The 19773-nt window shown below is 37.6% G+C and carries 19 protein-coding genes; 2 read left to right on the forward strand and 17 right to left on the reverse strand.

Annotation, left to right across the window (positions count from 1 at the left end; all coding sequences use genetic code 11):
* The first annotated feature begins 202 nt into the window (after positions 1 to 202).
* Both QF049_RS15565 and QF049_RS15570 read left to right on the forward strand, forming a co-directional pair.
* Positions 203 to 1813 (forward strand): response regulator transcription factor, encoded by a 1611-nt coding sequence (locus QF049_RS15565; RefSeq protein WP_307538637.1) that lies wholly within the window; start codon positions 203 to 205, stop codon positions 1811 to 1813.
* 134 nt (positions 1814 to 1947) lie between these two features.
* The gene (locus QF049_RS15570; protein WP_105597812.1) at positions 1948 to 3627 is read left to right on the forward strand and encodes a type 2 periplasmic-binding domain-containing protein; all 1680 of its coding nucleotides are present in this window, start codon (positions 1948 to 1950) and stop codon (positions 3625 to 3627) included.
* Between the two features lie 104 nt (positions 3628 to 3731).
* Here QF049_RS15570 and QF049_RS15575 read toward each other — a convergent pair whose 3' ends face one another.
* The 17 genes from QF049_RS15575 to QF049_RS15655 form a co-directional block, all read right to left on the reverse strand.
* Positions 3732 to 4058 (reverse strand): hypothetical protein, encoded by a 327-nt coding sequence (locus QF049_RS15575; protein ID WP_307538640.1) that lies wholly within the window; start codon positions 4056 to 4058, stop codon positions 3732 to 3734.
* A gap of 35 nt (positions 4059 to 4093) precedes the next feature.
* Complete coding sequence (locus QF049_RS15580) at positions 4094 to 4279, reverse strand: aspartyl-phosphate phosphatase Spo0E family protein (protein ID WP_307538642.1); 186 nt, start codon at positions 4277 to 4279, stop codon at positions 4094 to 4096.
* Positions 4280 to 4696: 417 nt separating this feature from the next.
* Positions 4697 to 7369: an AAA family ATPase gene (locus QF049_RS15585; RefSeq protein ID WP_307538644.1), complete on the reverse strand. Its 2673-nt coding sequence runs from the start codon at positions 7367 to 7369 to the stop codon at positions 4697 to 4699.
* A complete protein-coding gene (locus QF049_RS15590) occupies positions 7344 to 7895 on the reverse strand; it encodes an ABC-three component system middle component 1 (protein WP_307538646.1) in 552 nt (183 codons plus the stop codon). The genes QF049_RS15585 and QF049_RS15590 overlap by 26 nt, the downstream gene beginning before the upstream one ends.
* The gene (locus QF049_RS15595; RefSeq protein ID WP_307538648.1) at positions 7895 to 9547 is read right to left on the reverse strand and encodes a dsDNA nuclease domain-containing protein; all 1653 of its coding nucleotides are present in this window, start codon (positions 9545 to 9547) and stop codon (positions 7895 to 7897) included. The genes QF049_RS15590 and QF049_RS15595 overlap by 1 nt, the downstream gene beginning before the upstream one ends.
* 116 nt (positions 9548 to 9663) lie before the next feature.
* Positions 9664 to 10404, reverse strand: a complete 741-nt coding sequence (locus QF049_RS15600) for a hypothetical protein (protein WP_307538650.1) — start codon at positions 10402 to 10404, stop codon at positions 9664 to 9666.
* A gap of 157 nt (positions 10405 to 10561) precedes the next feature.
* Positions 10562 to 11557, reverse strand: a complete 996-nt coding sequence (locus QF049_RS15605; protein ID WP_307538652.1) for a hypothetical protein — start codon at positions 11555 to 11557, stop codon at positions 10562 to 10564.
* A 452-nt stretch (positions 11558 to 12009) separates the two neighbouring features.
* Positions 12010 to 12321: a hypothetical protein gene (locus tag QF049_RS15610; RefSeq protein ID WP_307538654.1), complete on the reverse strand. Its 312-nt coding sequence runs from the start codon at positions 12319 to 12321 to the stop codon at positions 12010 to 12012.
* A gap of 120 nt (positions 12322 to 12441) precedes the next feature.
* Complete coding sequence (locus QF049_RS15615) at positions 12442 to 14247, reverse strand: serine hydrolase domain-containing protein (protein WP_307538656.1); 1806 nt, start codon at positions 14245 to 14247, stop codon at positions 12442 to 12444.
* A 330-nt stretch (positions 14248 to 14577) separates the two neighbouring features.
* On the reverse strand, positions 14578 to 15213 hold the full coding sequence (locus QF049_RS15620; protein WP_307538658.1) for a P-loop NTPase family protein: 636 nt from the start codon (positions 15211 to 15213) through the stop codon (positions 14578 to 14580).
* Between the two features lie 83 nt (positions 15214 to 15296).
* Positions 15297 to 15527, reverse strand: coding sequence for a hypothetical protein (locus tag QF049_RS15625; protein WP_307538660.1), 231 nt, complete (start codon positions 15525 to 15527; stop codon positions 15297 to 15299).
* A gap of 248 nt (positions 15528 to 15775) precedes the next feature.
* Positions 15776 to 16450, reverse strand: coding sequence for a hypothetical protein (locus QF049_RS15630; protein ID WP_307538663.1), 675 nt, complete (start codon positions 16448 to 16450; stop codon positions 15776 to 15778).
* A gap of 135 nt (positions 16451 to 16585) precedes the next feature.
* On the reverse strand, positions 16586 to 16987 hold the full coding sequence (locus tag QF049_RS15635) for a DUF4279 domain-containing protein (RefSeq protein WP_307538665.1): 402 nt from the start codon (positions 16985 to 16987) through the stop codon (positions 16586 to 16588).
* Positions 16988 to 17147: 160 nt separating this feature from the next.
* Positions 17148 to 17543, reverse strand: a complete 396-nt coding sequence (locus QF049_RS15640; RefSeq protein WP_307538667.1) for a contact-dependent growth inhibition system immunity protein — start codon at positions 17541 to 17543, stop codon at positions 17148 to 17150.
* A gap of 150 nt (positions 17544 to 17693) precedes the next feature.
* Complete coding sequence (locus tag QF049_RS15645; protein ID WP_373428258.1) at positions 17694 to 18188, reverse strand: class I SAM-dependent methyltransferase; 495 nt, start codon at positions 18186 to 18188, stop codon at positions 17694 to 17696.
* Between the two features lie 340 nt (positions 18189 to 18528).
* A complete protein-coding gene (locus QF049_RS15650) occupies positions 18529 to 18861 on the reverse strand; it encodes a DUF3139 domain-containing protein (RefSeq protein WP_307538669.1) in 333 nt (110 codons plus the stop codon).
* 119 nt (positions 18862 to 18980) lie between these two features.
* Entirely contained in the window at positions 18981 to 19709 is a 729-nt protein-coding gene (locus tag QF049_RS15655; RefSeq protein WP_307538671.1) for a C40 family peptidase, read from the reverse strand.
* Positions 19710 to 19773 lie beyond the last annotated feature (64 nt).

The following is a 19773-nucleotide window of genomic DNA, read 5'->3' on the forward strand; positions in this document are numbered from 1 at the left end:
ACAGAAAAAACCTGAAGAAACGAAGTGTTCGCCTGAAAGCTTTCTGAAAGAAAGCTACATCGGAAGCATAAGCTATCCCCAGATTTAAACCTTATAAAATTCATTCAATAAATCTGGGGATAACAGCGATCGGAAGGTTATTCTGTCATCGGAGTGGCAAGTGTAAATATACCTTAGTTCAACCACCAAGGGAGACATTATAATGCAAATGATGATCGTAGACGATGAAGCACACTGGGTCGATAATCTGTCCATGACCAAGCCCTGGCATACGCTGGGGATTGACCATGTGCATAAAGCCTACTCGGCACACGAAGCACTACAAATGATCGACACCCACCCCATCGATATCGTGATCTCGGACATTCAGATGCCCGAAATGACAGGCATTGAACTGATTGAACGCATTCGCATCCGGGACAAAAAAATAAAATGTATCCTGTTATCCGGGTACTCCGAATTCGATTACGCCAAAAAAGCCATCCAGTTCGAAGCCGTAGACTATTTGTTGAAGCCGCCCACTGACGATGAATTAATGGGTGCTGTGCAGAAAGCCATCGATCAATTGAACAATGAATGGGAACTGGTCAGTTCACTGACACGAACGCAGTTTACGTTGCGAGAGAATCTCCCCCATTTGCGAGGAAGACTGCTCCTTGGGGCTTTGCAGGGACAACGAATCGCCGCTGCCGAATGGGAGCGGAAGCTCGCCAATTACGATCTACCCTTTCACACCGGGGATGCCGCATTAATGTTGGTTCGTTTGGAAGAAGAATTCGGACACTATGACAGCAATGATCAGACCCTGATCGAATATGCGATCATCAATATGGCGGAAGAGATAATGGGTGAGTTTATGGAAGTGTGGGGCGTCAAGGAGGAGCACGGATATCTGGTGTTTTTGCTTCAGTTGAAAGAACGGAAAGGCGATATTGGCAAAGAAACCATGCTGGAGAAGCTATCGATTCAGCTTCAATCCAAAGTAAAACAGTTTCTGAAAGGCTCCCTCTCCATCGTTATCACCGAGTGGTTCACCTTCCCGGAACAGATTTACGATCGCTTCCGTCAGGCTTCAGCCTATTTCCGGCAGATCGTTGGCGACGAACGCGAATTTGTCATGCGCGTCAGCGATGTCGAGACACCTGCGGCACAAGGCCCTTTGGATGTACTGTACACCCCGCCCACCTTCATTAGTCTGTTGGAAAGCGGACAGTGGGATGCCGCCGAAGAGAAAATCCTCGCAGTCTGCGCCGAGTTGGATGAGAAATGGTCGGAATCCTGGGAACATTGCATGGAGGCAGGTTTTCTTATTACAGCTTCATTCACTAATATTGCTCACCGAAACAAGCTGACCCTGACCACTTTAATGGGAAACGATGTCGAGGATTTGCAAAGCGGCGAAGTTTTCGCTACCATCAGCAAACTGCGGAAATGGTCGCTCAGCGTGCTCGGCAAACTCAAGGAAGGCACATCCAACGAGATTAAGGATATTCGTTCCGATTATGTGAAGAAGATTCAGGATTTTACAGATAAGAACCTGCATCTGGATGTATCTTTGCGTGTGCTTGCAGATCATGTGAACCTGCACCCAACCCACTTGTCCAAAATCTATAAGATCGAAACGGGCGAAGGCATCAGTGATTATATCTCGCGCCTGCGCATGGATCGGGCCTGCCACAAGCTGGTGACGACCACCAAAAAAGTGTATGAAATCAGCATGGAGATTGGTTATATGGACCCGGCTTATTTTATCAAAGTGTTCAAGCGCCAGTTTGGCGTTACGCCGCAGGAATACAGAGACCAGCATAAATAACATGACTGAAAACCGTTCTTTTGGAACATTCACTAATAGAGTCCTATCAAAACTAACAAACTCATATAGATGCCCTCCCGCCCAAATTGGTACAGTTACATTGTAAAGATCATACACCGTAGGGGGATTGAACAATGATCAAATTTAAAACATGGTGGTCACTGCTCATGGTTATCGCGCTCATCACGATCACTGCGTGCGGCAGTGGCGAGACAGCCAGTGACAATGGTACCGATACTACGCCGGGAACTGTCGGTTCAGCGGAAGCAGAAGCTGCTTTTGCTAAAGGAAAATATGATCCACCGATCGAGTTCAGCTCGGTATTAATGCCGAAGAAATACGTGCAAGGAGATACCAAAGAAAATAACGTGCACGATCGCTGGATGCTCGAAACGCTGGGTATGAAGCATAAAGATACATGGTATCCAGCCAATGACGATCAATACAGACAAAAGCTGCAACTGGCAATCGCCTCTGGCGAGAAGCTCCCTGATTTCGTCACCGTACCCACCAATGCGGTACTGACCAATCAACTGATCGACTCCGGTCAATTCATCGCCATCGATGAGTTGTTCGACAAGTACGCGAGTCAGACCCTGAAAGATCACGCAGCAGCACATCCTGAACTGTGGTATCCGTTCACCAAGGACGGCAAGAAATACAACATGCCGATCATGGAGTACACCGATAACGACGATACACTGCTCTGGCTCCGCGAGGACTGGATGGAGAAGCTGAACCTGGAAGCGCCGAAAACCATCGCAGACCTTGAGAACATCATGGACAAATTCAAAAACGAGAACCCGGACGGTCTGTCTCCAGACAAAGTATTCCCTCTGGCGATCTCTCTGAAAAATAACACCAACACCTGGATGGGGCAGCTCGACTGGTTGTTCGGTGCATACGGCACAATCGAAGAGCAATGGAACAAAGACGCGAACGGCAATCTCGAGTACGGCTCCGTTAACCCGGGTGCCAAACAAGCCCTTGCCAAGCTGGCTGAATGGATGGATAAAGGTTATATCCACGCTGACTCCGCTCTGTGGGACGAAGGCAAATCCGCTGAAAGCTGGACAGCTGGCAAAGCAGGCATTCTGCCTGGCGCAAACTGGGTACCGGACTGGCCTGCACCTGACCTGCTGAAGAACGTACCTGGCTCTAAGTATAAAGCTTACCCTGTTCCAGCTGGCCCAGACGGCAAGATCGGTACGAAGTGGCAGAACTCTGGTGTCAACGCAAGTATCATGATTAACAAGGATGCGAAGCATCCAGAAGCCATCTTCCTGTATTACAACTACCTGCTGGATAACCTTGCGAACCCGAAAGCGGGCAGTGAGTATGAATACGGCTTCGCCAAAGGTTACGACTGGGATATCATTGACGGACAACCGACCAGTGACAAAGAGAAGATCAAAGACTTCTCCAACGAATTCCCGTTCCTGACCGGCCCAGCACGTATCCCGGATCTGTACATGAAAACACTCGTGAAGCTTGCCAACGGCGAGAAGCCTGAAACACCGTACGAGAAACAAATGGCCGAATTCCGTAAACCGGAAAACTGGTATGCAGGTAAAGTCGTTATGTCCCAGATCGACATCCGTAAACAAAACTACTTTACTGGCGCTGCAACACCAACCATGGTATCCAAATGGAACCTGCTCCGCCAGTCCGAGATGGAAACCTTCAACAAAATCATCTACGGCAATCTGCCAATTGATGCCTTTGACCAATTTGTCGCCAACTGGAAATCCAATGGCGGAGATCAGATCACGCAAGAAGTGAATGATTGGTTTAAATCGGTGAGTGCGAAGTAAGAATTGGATTTTGGAAAAGTAGAGCGTTAAAAACCCAGCCGAAGCGTGTAACATACCGCTTCGGCTGGGGTTTTTTAAGTTAAGAGCGGGGCCGCTTCCCCTGACTATGAGTTCGCGTTAGTGAATTGATTAGCCTTCGTATTGGTCTCCTCCGGCATTGACTGGCCCAGTATGGAAACTGTGAGCTGAATGCCATCTCTTAGCCCCTGCATGTACAACCTTTCATTCTCTATTCCTTTACTGACAATGTAACAATTCTCCCACTCAGCATATTCAGGTGTCTGCTCGACATCCTCACCTCCAAACAAAGCTTCGAACGCTTCGTCTGTTTCCCCACGTACACGACTCAGTTCAGGATCATGCTCAATCCGGGTAGATACCTCATCCAGCCTAGTCTGAATTGCTCGTTGTAACCACGGTGGAACATCCATTGCTTCTCCTCCCCCAACGCATTATGTACCTCACATCATCGTACAACTCGGTTATAACTCGCCTTCATTTCACCCACTCGAGCCACCAGTTGATCCACCCTTCGGCTCTTTTCCTGAACCTCAAGATTCTCCCACAACGGAATCGCTTGCTTCAAGGATGCCTCTCCAAGCTGATTAAGCTTGCGCCGTTCCTCTTCCAATAAGTCAAGCAACCGGCTCATACATCCACCTCTCTGATGGGTCTAAACTGCGCCATGTCATGTTAATGGTAAACACGGTCACTTTAAGGCGATGGCTACTGACAGGAAGTTCATTTCTCTTCTTATCCGAATTGTAATATAAAATATTATCGTTATAATGCGGATATCGAATAAAATCTAAAAACATTAATTAGATAATGGCATTGAGTGCGCTTCTTCTATAAGCATATAATAGTCGGGCTATGCCTCAATTGTTTGACTCTCACACAAATTAATAAAATTGTGAATTGGTCTAAAATAAAGTGTTCAGAAAAACATCATGAAGGCTAAGTTCTGTGGATCCGCCGTTTTTATCAATTAATGAAATCGTGTGACTCCAAATCCAACGGATTTACTAACACTACTTATATGATTTGTTAGATGTGTATTTTAATATCATTAATAAAGAATATGCTGAATTTTATTCTGAACAAGGAATGGGCTTGTAAAGTTAAACACCTGCATATCTTCTTTTTTATGTTCATTCTTTTTCAAGAATAGTTTCACAAAGTCTAAATCATGTGTAGAAAATATAATTTGCTTATCCAACTGACCTAACACATCACAAATAGAATACTGATTTACATCATCCATATTTTGAATAGGATCGTCAATTGCAATAAAATCAAGAGCAATAATATTTTGAGCTTCATTAATTGCCAAAAAAATAGAGATTGCCAAGACGTTTAGTTGCCCAGAACTCAATATATTTTGTGCATTACTTTCTTCAAAACTATCCTCAAAAACAACTTTAATAGACAATTTTTCATCTGCTCCGTCGAACTGAATCAGATCGTTAGATGGAAGTGGATTCAAATACCTGTAGTACTTTTGTATAGGAGAATTATTGTCGTTCAAATAATCCCTTGTGTCTGAATCGAAGAAGTCAAATAACTGCATAATATATTTCTTCAGAGAATCAGCAATCTGATCAATTTCAGTTTTCTTGTTATAAAGATCCTCAATTGTTTTTTTGACGTCTTGAATTTGGTTTTGGATTTCCTGATTGTGCTTAATTGTATATTGCACTTGACTTACCTCTGTCAATCTGCCTATTTTTCGTTCATTACTGAAAATCAAATCTTTATTTTTAGAAATTAACGATTGGAGTGGAATATCGTACTGTTCTGGCTTTAAAAATGGATGTAGTCGCTTTACAATAATTTGGTTATCCTGAATATCAGAGTACAGTTGTTTAATATTGCTCTCAATTTGATTCTGATGTTTTACTATTCTGCCACTCGCCCTTCTCATTCGTTGAATCGACTGTTCTATCTCATTTTCCGTTTTTATTATCTTTGAAGAATTTTCATTTCCAAAATCCTTCAATTCATCTTTTAGTTTTTCAGATGAAATTTTCAATTCGATGATTTTTTGCTGCAAGATAATTTCTTCTCTTACCTTGTTTAACTCATCGTTTAATTCAGAAACCGCAGCTTGACTTAGCTCCTCAGAAAACAAATCGTTATTTCTGTAATTATTATATTCCTCTTTCAAACGTTCCAATTCTAAATTCAATTTTGTGATATTATTGCTCGTTTCGTTTATTCTATCATCCGTTTTGGCCAACTTATTCAAGATCTTACTTCTTAATGAAATAGCTTTACTAACGTAAGAAGTATCCTCTTCTAACTTTGTTGTATATGAAAGAATGTTATGATCAATACAAGTCTCCAAGTTTTCTTCGGGGGTAGAAGAGCATACCGGGCATCTCTCCAAGTTATTTGCAGCGACATAACCTTGTATATCTTTCATGTTTGCAATAAGTTGAAGAAGTAAATTGTCCTTGTTTTCTTGTATAACCAAAGATAGTTTTTCCGTCAAATTCACTAACTTTTCTTTTCTTCTTCTAAGAGTAGCTCCCATTTTTATAGAGAGTTCCCTGTTAGCCGGTAGTTTTTTTTGCTGCTCTAAATTTTGCTCAATTGTAGGTTGGAAAGACAGCATAAATTCTAAGGACGAGGCCTTCGGTCTAGTAACATTTAGTTTCTCCCTGACCTTATCTAAGCCCACGGAGTTCATGTCATATAAGGCTAACTCTTGTTCCTTTTCTTGAATGGTTTTTCGCATTTGATTGTAATTCTGAATATTCTCACTTTCTTTTATAAGCGAATCAGTTCTTTGATTTATTCTCTTCAATAATGCTTTTACTTCTTCACCTCGGGTCTTCAATTTTTCATGAATTGTTTCTTTTTCTGAAATTTGATTCACAATAATTCTCACAGTTTCAAAACGCTCTAAATTCATCTCTTTGTAAAGCTCCAAAAACTTCTCGGCATTAACCTTATCTGAAAGTGCCTGCTCGTGAGATTCATTAATTTGAGTATCTATATTACTATCAAACTCTTTAAACCCAATATCGAGTAACTTCTTATTAAACTCAAAAATATTAACTTCCTTTTTAACTTCCTCCTTTCCCTTAATTGAATTCTCCTGTGATGTAATTTGATTATTTATAGCCTCAGATTGCTTAATCAAAGACGTGTGTATTTTTTTCATATTATCTGACTCATTAAGTAAAGCCCTGAATCCCATAATATCCGCCAGCGCTCTGAATCGTTCAGAAGGTTCTTCCGATGTAACAAAATCTGCGACCTGGCTTTGAGATAATATAAATGTCTGTTTAATAAGTTGTCCATAACTGCCGCGTCCAAAGCTTGTCTGATCTAAAGTTCCCTGCTTCAAGAATGATTCAACGTCCACTTGCCCCCGATAAGATTTTCCATCACTACTATTTAAGGCAACCTGCGTATATCCATAGTCATTTCCATGTTCATCTCCAGTAACACTGAACCAACGGGTTAATGTGTTTCCATCAAATTCAATAGAAACTGATAAAACCTCATTCTCTTGGAATTTACATCGTTTATTAAAAATGTCTCTTTTTATTTCTGCATCAGTGCCATCCATACGCGAAATTTTACTTGTAAAGCACCATTCAATGGCATCAAAAAAAGAACTTTTTCCAAATCCATTATCTCCGTGCAGAATGGTTATTTTTCTCCTCAAATCAAATGAAACTTCTCCATAATAGTTCCTAAAATTTTTAAGAGTTATTTTGTCTATTTTCATAGCGCAGCTCCACCATATTTATTATTTTATTCATAAGCGCATTTAACTGATCAACAGTCAATTTATTCTGTCTTCCGTCACTCTCTTCAATAAAATGAATAATTTCTTTCAGATACTCATTTCCATCTCCTACAACCACATCATTCTTAGTTGGCTTTTTTATCTCTCTATATTCGTCTAAAAAAGGTATCCGGTTTAGATCTAATTCACTACAAATAGCATATTTGCGTAACGACTTAGTATCACGTTCGATCTTATAGATTGTTTCGAAATCAATTTCATCATCTACACAGAATAAAACATATGTATTCCATATATTCTCCTTACCTTCCATTAATATAGATCTTAAATCCCACGAAAATGTTCTTATTAAACTTAGCTCTTCGTCATAGTGAAGTTTTTTCAACACCACATTATTTATAGTTGACTTATAAAATGAGGCACCCAAAGCTTCAATTTCTTTACTGTAGTACACGGCAAAACCATTATCAAGCAATCGGTTATGTGTTGTATTAAAAATATCCATCAGCTCACCTCACCGCAGTACTTTTCCCAAATTTCTTGCATTTTTTCTCTAAAAAAATCTTGCTCATTTAAAGCTTCTGAAAAGTCTAATTTCATCTCTACTCCTGGAATGATGTCAACAAGATACGTAACCTTATTAAGAGGTTGCTCATCATCAAATCCTTCTATTTGAATGTCTGAAGAGCTTTTTATTTCATGACGAACGGTTCCTGTAAATCTTCTATCTGTATAATTTTGAAATACTATTCTTAGCGTTTTATCCAACATATTTAGATGATCATTTGTGTCTAATTGTTGAATGATAGATTCAAGTTTCTGTATACCTGCTTGTAAGTTATTTCTTGACTCCAAACTTAAAAAAGAGAATAGCAGGTTAGATACTGTACATTTTTTTGTTAATAGACTATTCGAATCAGTGAATTCAAGAAAGGAATCTTTGACTATCATCATAATGAAAACAATATTGAAAAAATCATGCATCTTTTGCTCCCTATTTAATTCCTGTAAGTTAGCATAAGCAGAACTTTTAATTGTGCCATCAACATATCGCTCTATTAAAGCCCTGATATTTCCTCCGTTATCAATCCATCTTTTTAGATAATCACGATAGGTATATAATTTATCTTTAAATACAGATGCGTGCGCGCAGGTTTCAATTTCACTCACTATGGAATCAATAGTTTTAGAAACAGCTGACATATTTCCATGTATCTCAGAGGTATGTTCCACCGAATCTAAGCACCTTGCTCTAATTTCATCCAAAATCTCCTCCAATTTCTCCCTAGTGATAAGTAATCTTTCTGTATTATCTCTATATGTACATCTCGTGCATAAATGGCCAATTAAAACCTTTAAATCGTTGGGATGAATCCTCACCCTATCCCCAACATCACGGAATAACCACTCACTAAGTCTCATACACAAATGATCCTCAAATACCTCTAACTTATGAAGACTCATACCCGTATATAAATAAAATCTTCTTAAAAGTTCCTCGGGTTTCTCTCCACATTTTATTTCATAATCATAACGTTCTCCATTTTTATCACAAGCAGGGGCACTGAGTTTTAATAACAAGTGATCCGTATTGACAATATCCATATCGTAATTAGTGTTTCCAGTGTACACATCCAAATCGAAACCCTTAGTTTTTATATAATGGTAACTTGAATATAATTGAAACTGTGTGATGTACCCGTCTTTCTGTTGGAGCAGTTCTGCTTTAGAAAACAACTTATCTATCCAACTGTTGTTTTTCTTTTCAATTCTACCTTCAATGGGTGTACGATAGTACAAACCGGACGCAGGACTAGAAGTAGCCTCTATCATTACTTTCTCGCTGGTTTTAACTTGAATGAATCTTATTAAATTATCTTTCCCAACCACAATGTCATCGAGGTGCTCTATAAATATGTAATCCCATTTGCCATTGAGCATATCTATCATATACTCAATCGCGACTAAAAATTGATAATGAAATCCGGATATTGCAACAATCCCTCCCACTTCTTCGGGTAAAATTTTTGATATTAAAGTAGCTATTTCATTACTAGACTTACCTAACACATTCTCTTGTAGGAATTCCACATTTTCGGCGTTCTTGTCTTCCTTGTTGTCAACGTAGTACTGAATGATTTCTTCTAATTTATTCATAATAAGGTGAACTCCTCGAATAATATAATCATCTTTTAATTGTATTTCTTTTACTGTTAATATCTTTATAATTTTAGGACTCACCTTGATATCAGCATTGTAATTAGGAACCAGTTTTAACGCTCAATCCTAAAGTACTTAATCAATTTCTCTTCTTTAGGATAGTAAATATATAAAGGTAAATCTAAAGAAGATCTGAGTGATAATCCACTAAGTACATGTCGTTCATCATCCAACATAAATTCAAATTTGAGGGATTTTAATTCTTCATTAATTTTGGAAGACTCAATTGACTCCATTTGATATATTTTTTTCTTCGGTTTAGTAAGAGTTCTATACACAATACTATATAGTTGAAAGAGAGAAAAAATAAAAAACGTACAACCCATATAGACAAACAAAAGTTCTGAATATTGATGATCAATTAATACTTGATTCATTACCTTGTATAATGTAAAACTAAGAGCCATTAGCGATACAATTGATATAAAGTTTCCTAAAACAATAAAATCAATTAATTTTTTTTTACCACTGATATCCTTCCAAATATTAATAATTAGCAAAGCAAATACTGTAATTCCTGTAACAAATACTATAATTAAATCAATAAAAAAAAGAATATTGATGACTTGATCCGAAAGAGGAGATTTAATAAATCCCGGAACAGATATTCCCGCTGTAACTATAAATGAAAGCACAACAAGTTCGTAAAACCCTTCCCAATGTTTCTTAATATTTGGTGTTAGAATTATTTCAATAATTGATTTGTTCATAGTAGTAATCATAAATCTTGCTATAGCAAATGCAGCAACAATTAGTGGCATAATTTTTATCATTCCATCAATGAAATCCCACATGATCTTCCTCCTTCATGAATAAACTCCGTAGTAAATCTAACTGTTCATAAATCCAACTGGTTTTATGTCGAAATTCCTCTCTATCTCCTCATTCAGTGACCAAAGCTCAATGAAATCTCTTTCTCTGTAGTGAAGAATGTAACAAACTTAGATTACTCTACAAAATATTAAAGATCTCCGATCTTCTTAGTTTAGAATCTAAATCAACTTCTATTGTTAACCCTTGCTCTAACAGAAACTGATCTTTACACGATTGAATAATTTTCATTCCAACTTTTGTGAAATTCTCTATAATAACTTGGTTAACATCAAGTTTCATCATTTGAACAATCGCAAATTTTATGATTCCTGTTAAATCTTGTCTACCTGATAATCGTTTCAACCAATACACAACTTGAGCTGTATTAGATGATAATTTCTGACCATCATATGTTACAAATAATTCTTTCACATGGGTTATCTTTTCTCTCAATTTTATATAACTATTAAATTGTTTTATTAAGCCTTCTGGTAATCTAATAGTCATCCCATTAATGCAAAAAGAGCCCAAACTTTTGTTATAAGAGTTGTGTGGTATCTTTATAATTTCTCTATAAGGAATGCCAGTTAATAAAATTAACTTAATGATCAATGCTGCTGTTGTCATATTCATCTCCTTACTTTTTTTTATTCCGGTAGTAAGAATATCTAAAGCTAGATTACATTCTGCAATTAAATCTTTTACTTCATGATAAGTTAATGGATCATAAGATGCAGATTTATCAAGCAAAGTACATTCAGCTATGTATAGGTTAACTTTATTTCTAAAGGATTCTTCTGTGTAAGCTGGTGCTCCTAACTCTTGAATAAATCCAGTGTTACTGACATATCCAGTAGTAACAACATATAAAAGATACTCTTTCACTGCCGAAACGTACCTCTGAACTGTGGACATTTTCTTTATGTTATTTTGCTTAATGTAAAAATCTATGCTTTTAATAATTGTGTCCGTATTTATTCCCTTTACAAATTCAGTTATGTTGTTATCTGATACATCAATGGACTTTAGATACGCATAAAAAACAATGAGATCTTTATAATATCCTCTGGGTCTCGAAGCACTCTCGCCATCTTTAAGAAGCAAAAAATCAGATACTGTTTCTTCAAAATTCATTTGTTATGATTCCTTTCAATTATGTTGTGGATCATCTAATTTACAAACATACTGTATTTACCTGACTACATACATAATAACCCATATTGTGGTATATGCGAAGGAAAACACCTATGTCTCAGGAACTAAAATTAGTTCTTATTCCCTAACTACTTAATAATCAGCTAGCACTGGTAGCGCTGAATCTTTTTATTGTTCAAAAAGTGTAGGCTTGGTATTACAATTTTCCTAATGACTAAGTAAATCTTAATACAATTACTTTTAATGCGTAGAATTTCTTTTCCTAAGTAACTTGTACAGCTATCTAAATAAAAAGGAAGTCCCTTCTTCATCCCATAGGGAATCAGACGACTTTCGATGCTTTCGGAATATATAGGATATTATGAAGTAGAGATGGGCACAGTAAATTCAATAACAAACCGCTACTCCATAGCATCTTTACCCAAGCTGCACTATTGATCAATTTGTCCTGATGAATAACAGTAGACGATTGAACCCGCAGGTATTTCGTCTGGGGATATACTTTTACCCAAACATATACCGATATTTTTTTTGCCGGCTATAGAATGGTTAATTTGAGTAGAAACAACTTCAAATATTTGCTCTTTCCCATCCGTTTTTTTGATGATAATCTGTTTACCGATCATCTCTTTGATTGTTGAAGGAAGTAGTTCATCCAACTCTTCATTAGCCCCCATAACGATGGTTCCGAATTCCGGAGTATCGAAGACTAACCCCACGCCAAACAGCATTTTAGTTTCCATTCTGTGACCACCTTATCTCTGATCTATCCTTTGACATCTCACACGCTAAGATCGGAATTACGAAGTCTAATCATGGCATTTATCAATAATGCTTAAGTTACTCATTTAGCTTCTGCCCTGCTAAACATACAAATTCCACCCCACAACAAAAGCAGCCAATATGAGAGCCGAGATGCCAGACACGATGTACATCACCTTTTGCTTTTTACTGTAACTACTCTTCCGTAGTTTATAAATAAGTAAGCCAAGATACGCCACTGCCAGAACCACATAAAGTAGGTTAAACATTAAATTGATCCGTAATGAAGAATAAGCAGGATAATTTGGAAACCTTAACTTCGTTTGTATGATGAAAAGATTAAGAAGGAGTGCCACACCTGCAAAGTTAATTGCAAGATGGTATTTATTAAAATTGGTGGTAGGCTTTCCTCGTTTATTTCGTTTGTTAAGAAGCATCCGGATTACATAGCCGAGCAAAGCACATAAACTGAAAATGGCGGCAAGCACAGCAGGAATAAAAGATATCTTTATCAAGTTTACCTTTACATTCGATATAGGCAAGTAATCAATATAAGGAGTAAAGGAAATTTTATCAACAACACCATTATGCTCGACAACATGATAAGAACTACTTAATTCAGCTTTTGTGAATTTCCTTATATCAAGGGCTGTAAATAAATTAGTAAATCTAGAGGCCGCCCGTCGTGCGGATTGAAAATATCCTCCCCCCTCCGAAGTAACTATATTAGAATTGACGTTATCACCGAAAATTTCTTTAATAAGCCCATAATAATAAATTTCCTCAAAAGACTGGTTTGTCATGACGACCATCCCAAATTTAGATTTGGGATCAAAGACAACTTTGCTTGAAAATCCTTTCAGATTCCCCTCGTGCAACAGTGTAGGTACCCAATATTCCATCTCAACGAACCCATGCGCAAATCGAGGAATCGAAGTCCCGTCATAATATAGACTTGTTGACAACATTTCGTCTAACGTATCCCTTTTTGCAAATAATACATTGCTATCATCGACAGGCATCAACGCTGCAAGGAATTTGCCTAAATCTTCTGCTGTCCCGATGGCTGCCCCTGTCGGATAAAACGTAACGAATACTCTGTTCTCAGGGATCAGTTTCAAATCTTTCGTATATCCTTCAATCTCATTCCTTCTTTGCACGAGGTCTGGACGATCTTGCCCCGTTGGATGAATCGTAGTGTCGTTCATATGAAGGGGTTTAAATATATGTTGATTGACATACTCATAAAAAGGTTGGCCACTTATCTCTTCCACGATGTAACCGGCTAGACCAACGCCATAGTTCGAATAACCCACTATGCTATTCGGTTTATAGATCTGTTTCGGCTCATTTTTACGCAGCGTTTCTCCTAAATCAACATTTTCATTCTCGTCGTAATAGTACACTTCCGTCACTGTTTGATCTTCCCAACCCGCATTGTGATGCATCAGGTTCAAGAGGGTAATTGGATCATCGTATTTCAGCTTTTTGAAAAATCCCTCTGGCAGATATTCCTGGATATCCGTCTCCAAATCAAGCTTTCCTTGTTCGACAAGCTGCATCACACTCGTATAGACCAACAGTTTCGAGATGGAAGCCCATTCAAACACAGTAGAGGTATCCGCCTTTCGCTTATTCTCAATATCTGCGTAACCATATGCCTTGTTCACAATGGTTTCACCATCTTTAATAGCCACAACCGAAACGGCAGCGGTGTACTTCTCATACGAGGCTACATAAGCATCAATCGTTTCCTCTAAATTGGATAAAGGAATCCTGGATGGTGTAGTCTCAACCTGTTTCTCATCAGCGTGGGTAGGTGCTGCTATTGCCATAATGATAAATATGAATGATAGAACACAAGCGATTACTTTGTTTACCATATGACATCCACGTTTCATCTGCATTAGTTACTCTCCCTTTATTTAAATATTGATTACATAATCTTGTTTCCACGTATACGTTTTCAAAAGAGTCCACACGTGTCTAAGTTATTTCTCCAATGCAATTACACTCCATTTAGGAGCGATATGTAATTTGATTATTCCTCATCGTCAATATCCGGTTCAACATACCAATAAAATAATCGATTGGAGCGAACGATTTTACGTTTATACTTTTTTCTTACGCCCATAACTCACCTCGCATATTTCTTTTTCTTTGTTCGCAGTATTTGGTCAGTTATCTAAGACACAGCTAGAGTAGTTGTGGTATCTGATATTAAAATCACACTAAGATTAAGGAGTAGTACTTTTGTAGAAATCAATTACTCTATCAAAAATCTCAATCTCTCGTTTTTTTATGTCCGGTAATGTTTCGCAATGCTTTACAATATGATGTATATTATCTGCAACAGTCTCTGCTTTATAAATCCCCACATATCCTGGTACCAGTTCATTAAGATAATGGAAGTATCTCATTTGAGGTTCAATCATGCGCAGATGTTTGTCAAAATTTCTTCTGGATCTTGTCTGATCCATCTCCATTCGCTTGCGCAGTTCATCTTCTTCAGCCCAGAATAGTACATAACCATCCGGTAATGATATTTCATTCTCCAATAACTTCTTTCTAAAGAAGTTTGCTGTTTCATCTAAAGATAGGTGCTCATAACGATATATCCAGCTGTACCATATCTTAAATACATCGCCATCCAAAATCACATACTCATGTTGTCGATTCTTCTCATATGCTATATGCCATCTATCGATTTGTCTCTCCAGCAACCACATCATAAGTTCCTTACCTTCAAGTTGAGGAGATTCAAAAAGGAACCCTGTTTCTGGAACAATAAATGCATCATATTGTTTAGCGAACTGCTGACAAGTGGTACTTTTACCTACAGAACTGGCACCTTCAAGACAAATTATCGTCATTCAATTACCTCCAGATATTACTCACAAAATGATTACTCAACCTTCACTGGTTCTTAAGCGATCATGTTGAATTTCATATTAGACTATGTATTGTAGATTTCTTTGATCCTTAGCCATGTTTCATACCAAAATGTTTTTCGTTTAAGAGGTTTTATTACCTTAATCTCGACTTCTTTTCGTTTCAAATAAACCGTGCCATCCACTTCAATGAGTCTATCGCCAAATTCAAATACCATATCCTTCCATTCTTTGTGATACTGGTTCTCTCTTGTTTCTGACCACTCCGCTTTTTCAGTAGAATGTCGTTTTCTCATTATTTAAGATCCTCCTTTAATTGAAATACAACCACTTAGGGCTAGTATCATCAAAAGAAATAGCAAAATCTTAAACGCTTTTGATTCTTCAATTTGGAAACTCCTTCTTCTTCTTCTTCAGTTTTACTACCCTTCAATCCTAATAACTTCATAATGTCTCGCAAGAATGGCACGAATCAGTTATCCAGTGCCTTCGACTTCCTAATACCCTTGTTCTACATTTCACTTTTATATTTTCTCGACATTATTTATTTTCCTTTTACAAAATCACATAGATTATGTTCAAAATCATCCGAATTACAATAAGGTTGAACAGTTTGGCTATTTTGAATCGTAAAATCAATATAATACTGATCGTTTGGATACTCTTTAAAGCTCTTATAATATATGAATACTCTTACTCCATACTTAGCTGAAGGTAAGGCATTAATTACGTTATTTAAATCCCATGATGTCAGTGTTTCATTTTTCTTTCTTAATTTAATCCAAATATCATGTCCATTATTACTCCAGTAACGTAGAGTTTCAGTCTTGCTTTCGGTATAATCAAATTCCAATGGTGTTATTTTTTCAACAAAACTTGTTTTTAAGTCATTCATATAACTTTCCACATAAGGCTTCACGCGGTGTGTTTGATAAGTACCAATCACATTATTAGCCACATCGACAACTGGCAAAGTCAGAATAGCGGTAACAACAATGATTACAATACTTGGGCCAATATAGGAGTTGGAATTGTAAATGAGTCTGCCAAGCATTAAAAAAACGATTGTTCCTACTACCGCCAAAGCAGCAACCCCGAAAGCAGCAGGCTTGTTATCATTACTAATCAAACCATCGCCAATATTAAAGATAAAAAATATGAATGAATAAAAGCATCCAACGCCGACTCCTACAGCAGATAACAAATAGATTGACTTCAAAAATATTCTCAGAATTCCCGCATCCCTGCTCTAAAGTAATTATTATTTCATCCTAATGAAGCAACATAACTTTCATCTTTCTAGTAGTATGTTTTATGTTGTGTCCTGCTCATCTTTGAATCTTCTTATCAATTCTTAGCTATAAATGTATAAATCAAAATCAATTTCCGCCCCTAAATCATAAATGAACTTTATGGTATCTTTATTTAAATACATTGCTGGCTTTTCATTATTCTCAATATTAATTACGACTTCAAACTTACATTCAAGATTGTTCTGCCTAATTAATTTTACAACTTGATCTTTTCGATCCTGAATTAGAATCTTAACCTTATCGATCTGATCATTGATATCCAAAGATCCTTCGTACTCTGTAGCTAACTCCCAACACGTTTCCTTACGAAATAGATCTCTCTGTATAGGATCGCCTTTGACCCAAGTTCTTGTGGGGGGAATTAACAATGTATTTGTAATTATATTGAGGTCAAATTGATCTCCAAATATACTGAACTCTACTTTTACATTTGTTCTCTCCATCTTGGAATCTCCTCGATTTATATGTCTAGCAGGTTTTCACCTAACGATTCTGTATTCACGACCCAGCTTATGCTGGGTGACCGGCAACTGTCGGACCAAGGGCTTATGACCGATGCATGAATATAATGTTAACTAAAGTACTTAGCCTCCTTGAATACCCTTAAATAGGATCACTTCTGTATTTATTTATGTACTCTTCTAATGTCTTTCTCGCCTCTTCATATGTTCTAATTACTTCATCTAATTCGTTCTTCAGTTCTCTATGTTCTTCCCAATATTCCTGCTCTACCTTGAGCACCGAACAAAATAAATCCCCCATGTACAAATCTCCTGATCTCAATGGGTTCTCCAATAATTTCTCCAAAGCAAGAGGTAAAAGAAGATCTAGACTCATTTGTTGCCCGATCAAAAGCCTTAAATCCTCAGTATTCAATTCACAAAGAGGTTTCTTTCTTAATTCATTTACTCGGAGAACTAATCGAGAAGCAAAATTCGGTTCATCCCACTTTTCGTCGTCTAGCTCTTCAAGAGTTATGGTTAGATCCACTTGTTGCATAACTCCCCCCTCTAAAATAAGTGATTTCCGGTATTTCACATAACGTTCCTGTATTCACGACCCGACGTATGTCGGGTGTCCGGCAAATGCCGGACCCAAGGCGCTCGTAGCGTGAATTTTATGTTATGTGATGCCACTCACTTCTTCCAGTTACTCAGACAATTCTTTTATTGCATCTACTATAAGCGACACAAATCCTAATTCATTATTCTTATTTCTGTGATCGAACCGAAATGATCTATGAATAAAACCATCTTCAGGATTCCAGTCGTTATAATGAAACTCTCCACCTTCGTCACAATATTCCAGTAATCTAATCGTGAATCCTGCTTCTTCAAACATGCTTGTAATTGTCTTATAGTTATGTACGAACCATCCATCCCTAAAAAAAGCATCGGGAACTGCGCATCGAATGTATCCTTGTGGTTCGAGAAAATCATAACAAATTCTTGCTGCTTCAACGCCTTCTTCATAAGACAGATGCTCCCATACATGTTCTGCAAGAATGGTTCTAATCTTTCTCGACTTAAAACTATCTCCCATTATGATTTTAAGAGGTTTTGATAATTCATTTTCATTTATTTTTATCATTCGATCGTCCCTTTGCTTTCGAGTGGTTGTTTCACATAACGTTACCGTATTCACGACGCCGAGAGGCTTAAGGTTCCGCAGGAGCCGGCTGCGCGCCAGCGCAGTTAGCCTCGCAGGTGTGTCCGCCTGATTCACTTCCTCGAAATCCATCTGGCGGACCAAGGGGCCGCAGGCCCCGAAGCGTGAATATATTGTTATGCGATGGACTTGACCCTCAATTTCACTTACAAATAATTTTCAATCAATTCTACGACTTCATCCACCCTATTTCCACTATCTTATGCGCTGAACATTAATCAAGAAACGTTCCAAGACTAACTCGGCGACCTCTTCCAATTGAATCTGGAAAAAGGTCGCCGTTTAGAATTAATGGCTAGGTTGAAGGAGATATGAATCATTCTTCGCTATTTTGTAAACGCTGAGGAGTCTTAGGATCTAATTGATGCCACTTCGGAACCTCTCCATCTCCATCCGTAAAAATATATTTAGTTTCTGGATCATCTGAAAATACAACATATACAGGATATTTAGGCATAGAACTCAACTTAGCTTCTATACTAACAATTTCTTCTTCTTTATATCCCTCGACATTTATAAGGTGTTCTTTTAGGCTTGCTTCAAGAGAATTGTATTTGAACTGTAAGAATACATAAAAACCGACAATAAATAATATGATTAGAATTATAGCACCACTCAGAATCATTTTTATGCTTCCCGTTTTCTTCATATAAACCTCCTAACTGTAATATTAGCATTAATTCTACCAAATCAACTTTAATCTATAAAGAAAAGAAACTCTTTAACTTTTAAAAAAGTCAGAGTTTCTGTGTAACTTTTATTACATTATTAGTTGCGTACAGCTTTAAAAGAGGTTGTATAAACAAAATGGTTAGACTTAGTAAACGCTGAAGGGGTTACAAAAAAATTAGTATCACCGGTCTTACCTTTATCAGTAATATCAATACCCTCTCCATAGTAAAAAGCTTGCCACATAAATTTGGAACAATAGTTTGGAGTAAGTGTATCTAGGGGTGAATCGATTTGAATAAGGTATTGTGTAGCCTTTTTGTAATTGTACACCGCCCATTTAGCAGCTCCTACACCACGGCCATTTTTGGGTCTATATACTTTTATGGTTTCCCCTTCTCCGTGTCTCCACATGTAATTAGTCATGTTATCTACAGTCCCACCGTTTACAGGCAGGGTCACATGTACCACCTTAAAATTTGAATTTACAATACCCACATGACCCACAAATTGTGAACTACCACCAATTGTTTTAGTAGAGTACAACACATCTCCAACTCTCATTGGTACATTAGTACCTGGATATGTAGGTCCAATCTCTGCAAGCGGCCCTATTAAACCATCGTCCTTAATTGCCTCAATAACACTTAAATCTTCATCATTCCCATAGACCGAGTCAGGCACACTGACCTCCACTTCCGATGATATCTCATGAGTAGTGTATTGTGTCTCTGCACTAGCCGTAGGTTGCCCCACAGGAAGCATTCCTAAAACTACTAACATAGATGTTAATAAAAGGAATCCTTTTACCAGAATCTTTTTCAACATTATTCCTCCTTATAGTTTATATTCTAAATATATATTAATTTACACTATTTTTCCATAGGAGGAA

Source organism: Paenibacillus sp. W4I10, from assembly GCF_030816325.1.
GTDB lineage: Bacteria > Bacillota > Bacilli > Paenibacillales > Paenibacillaceae > Paenibacillus > Paenibacillus amylolyticus_B.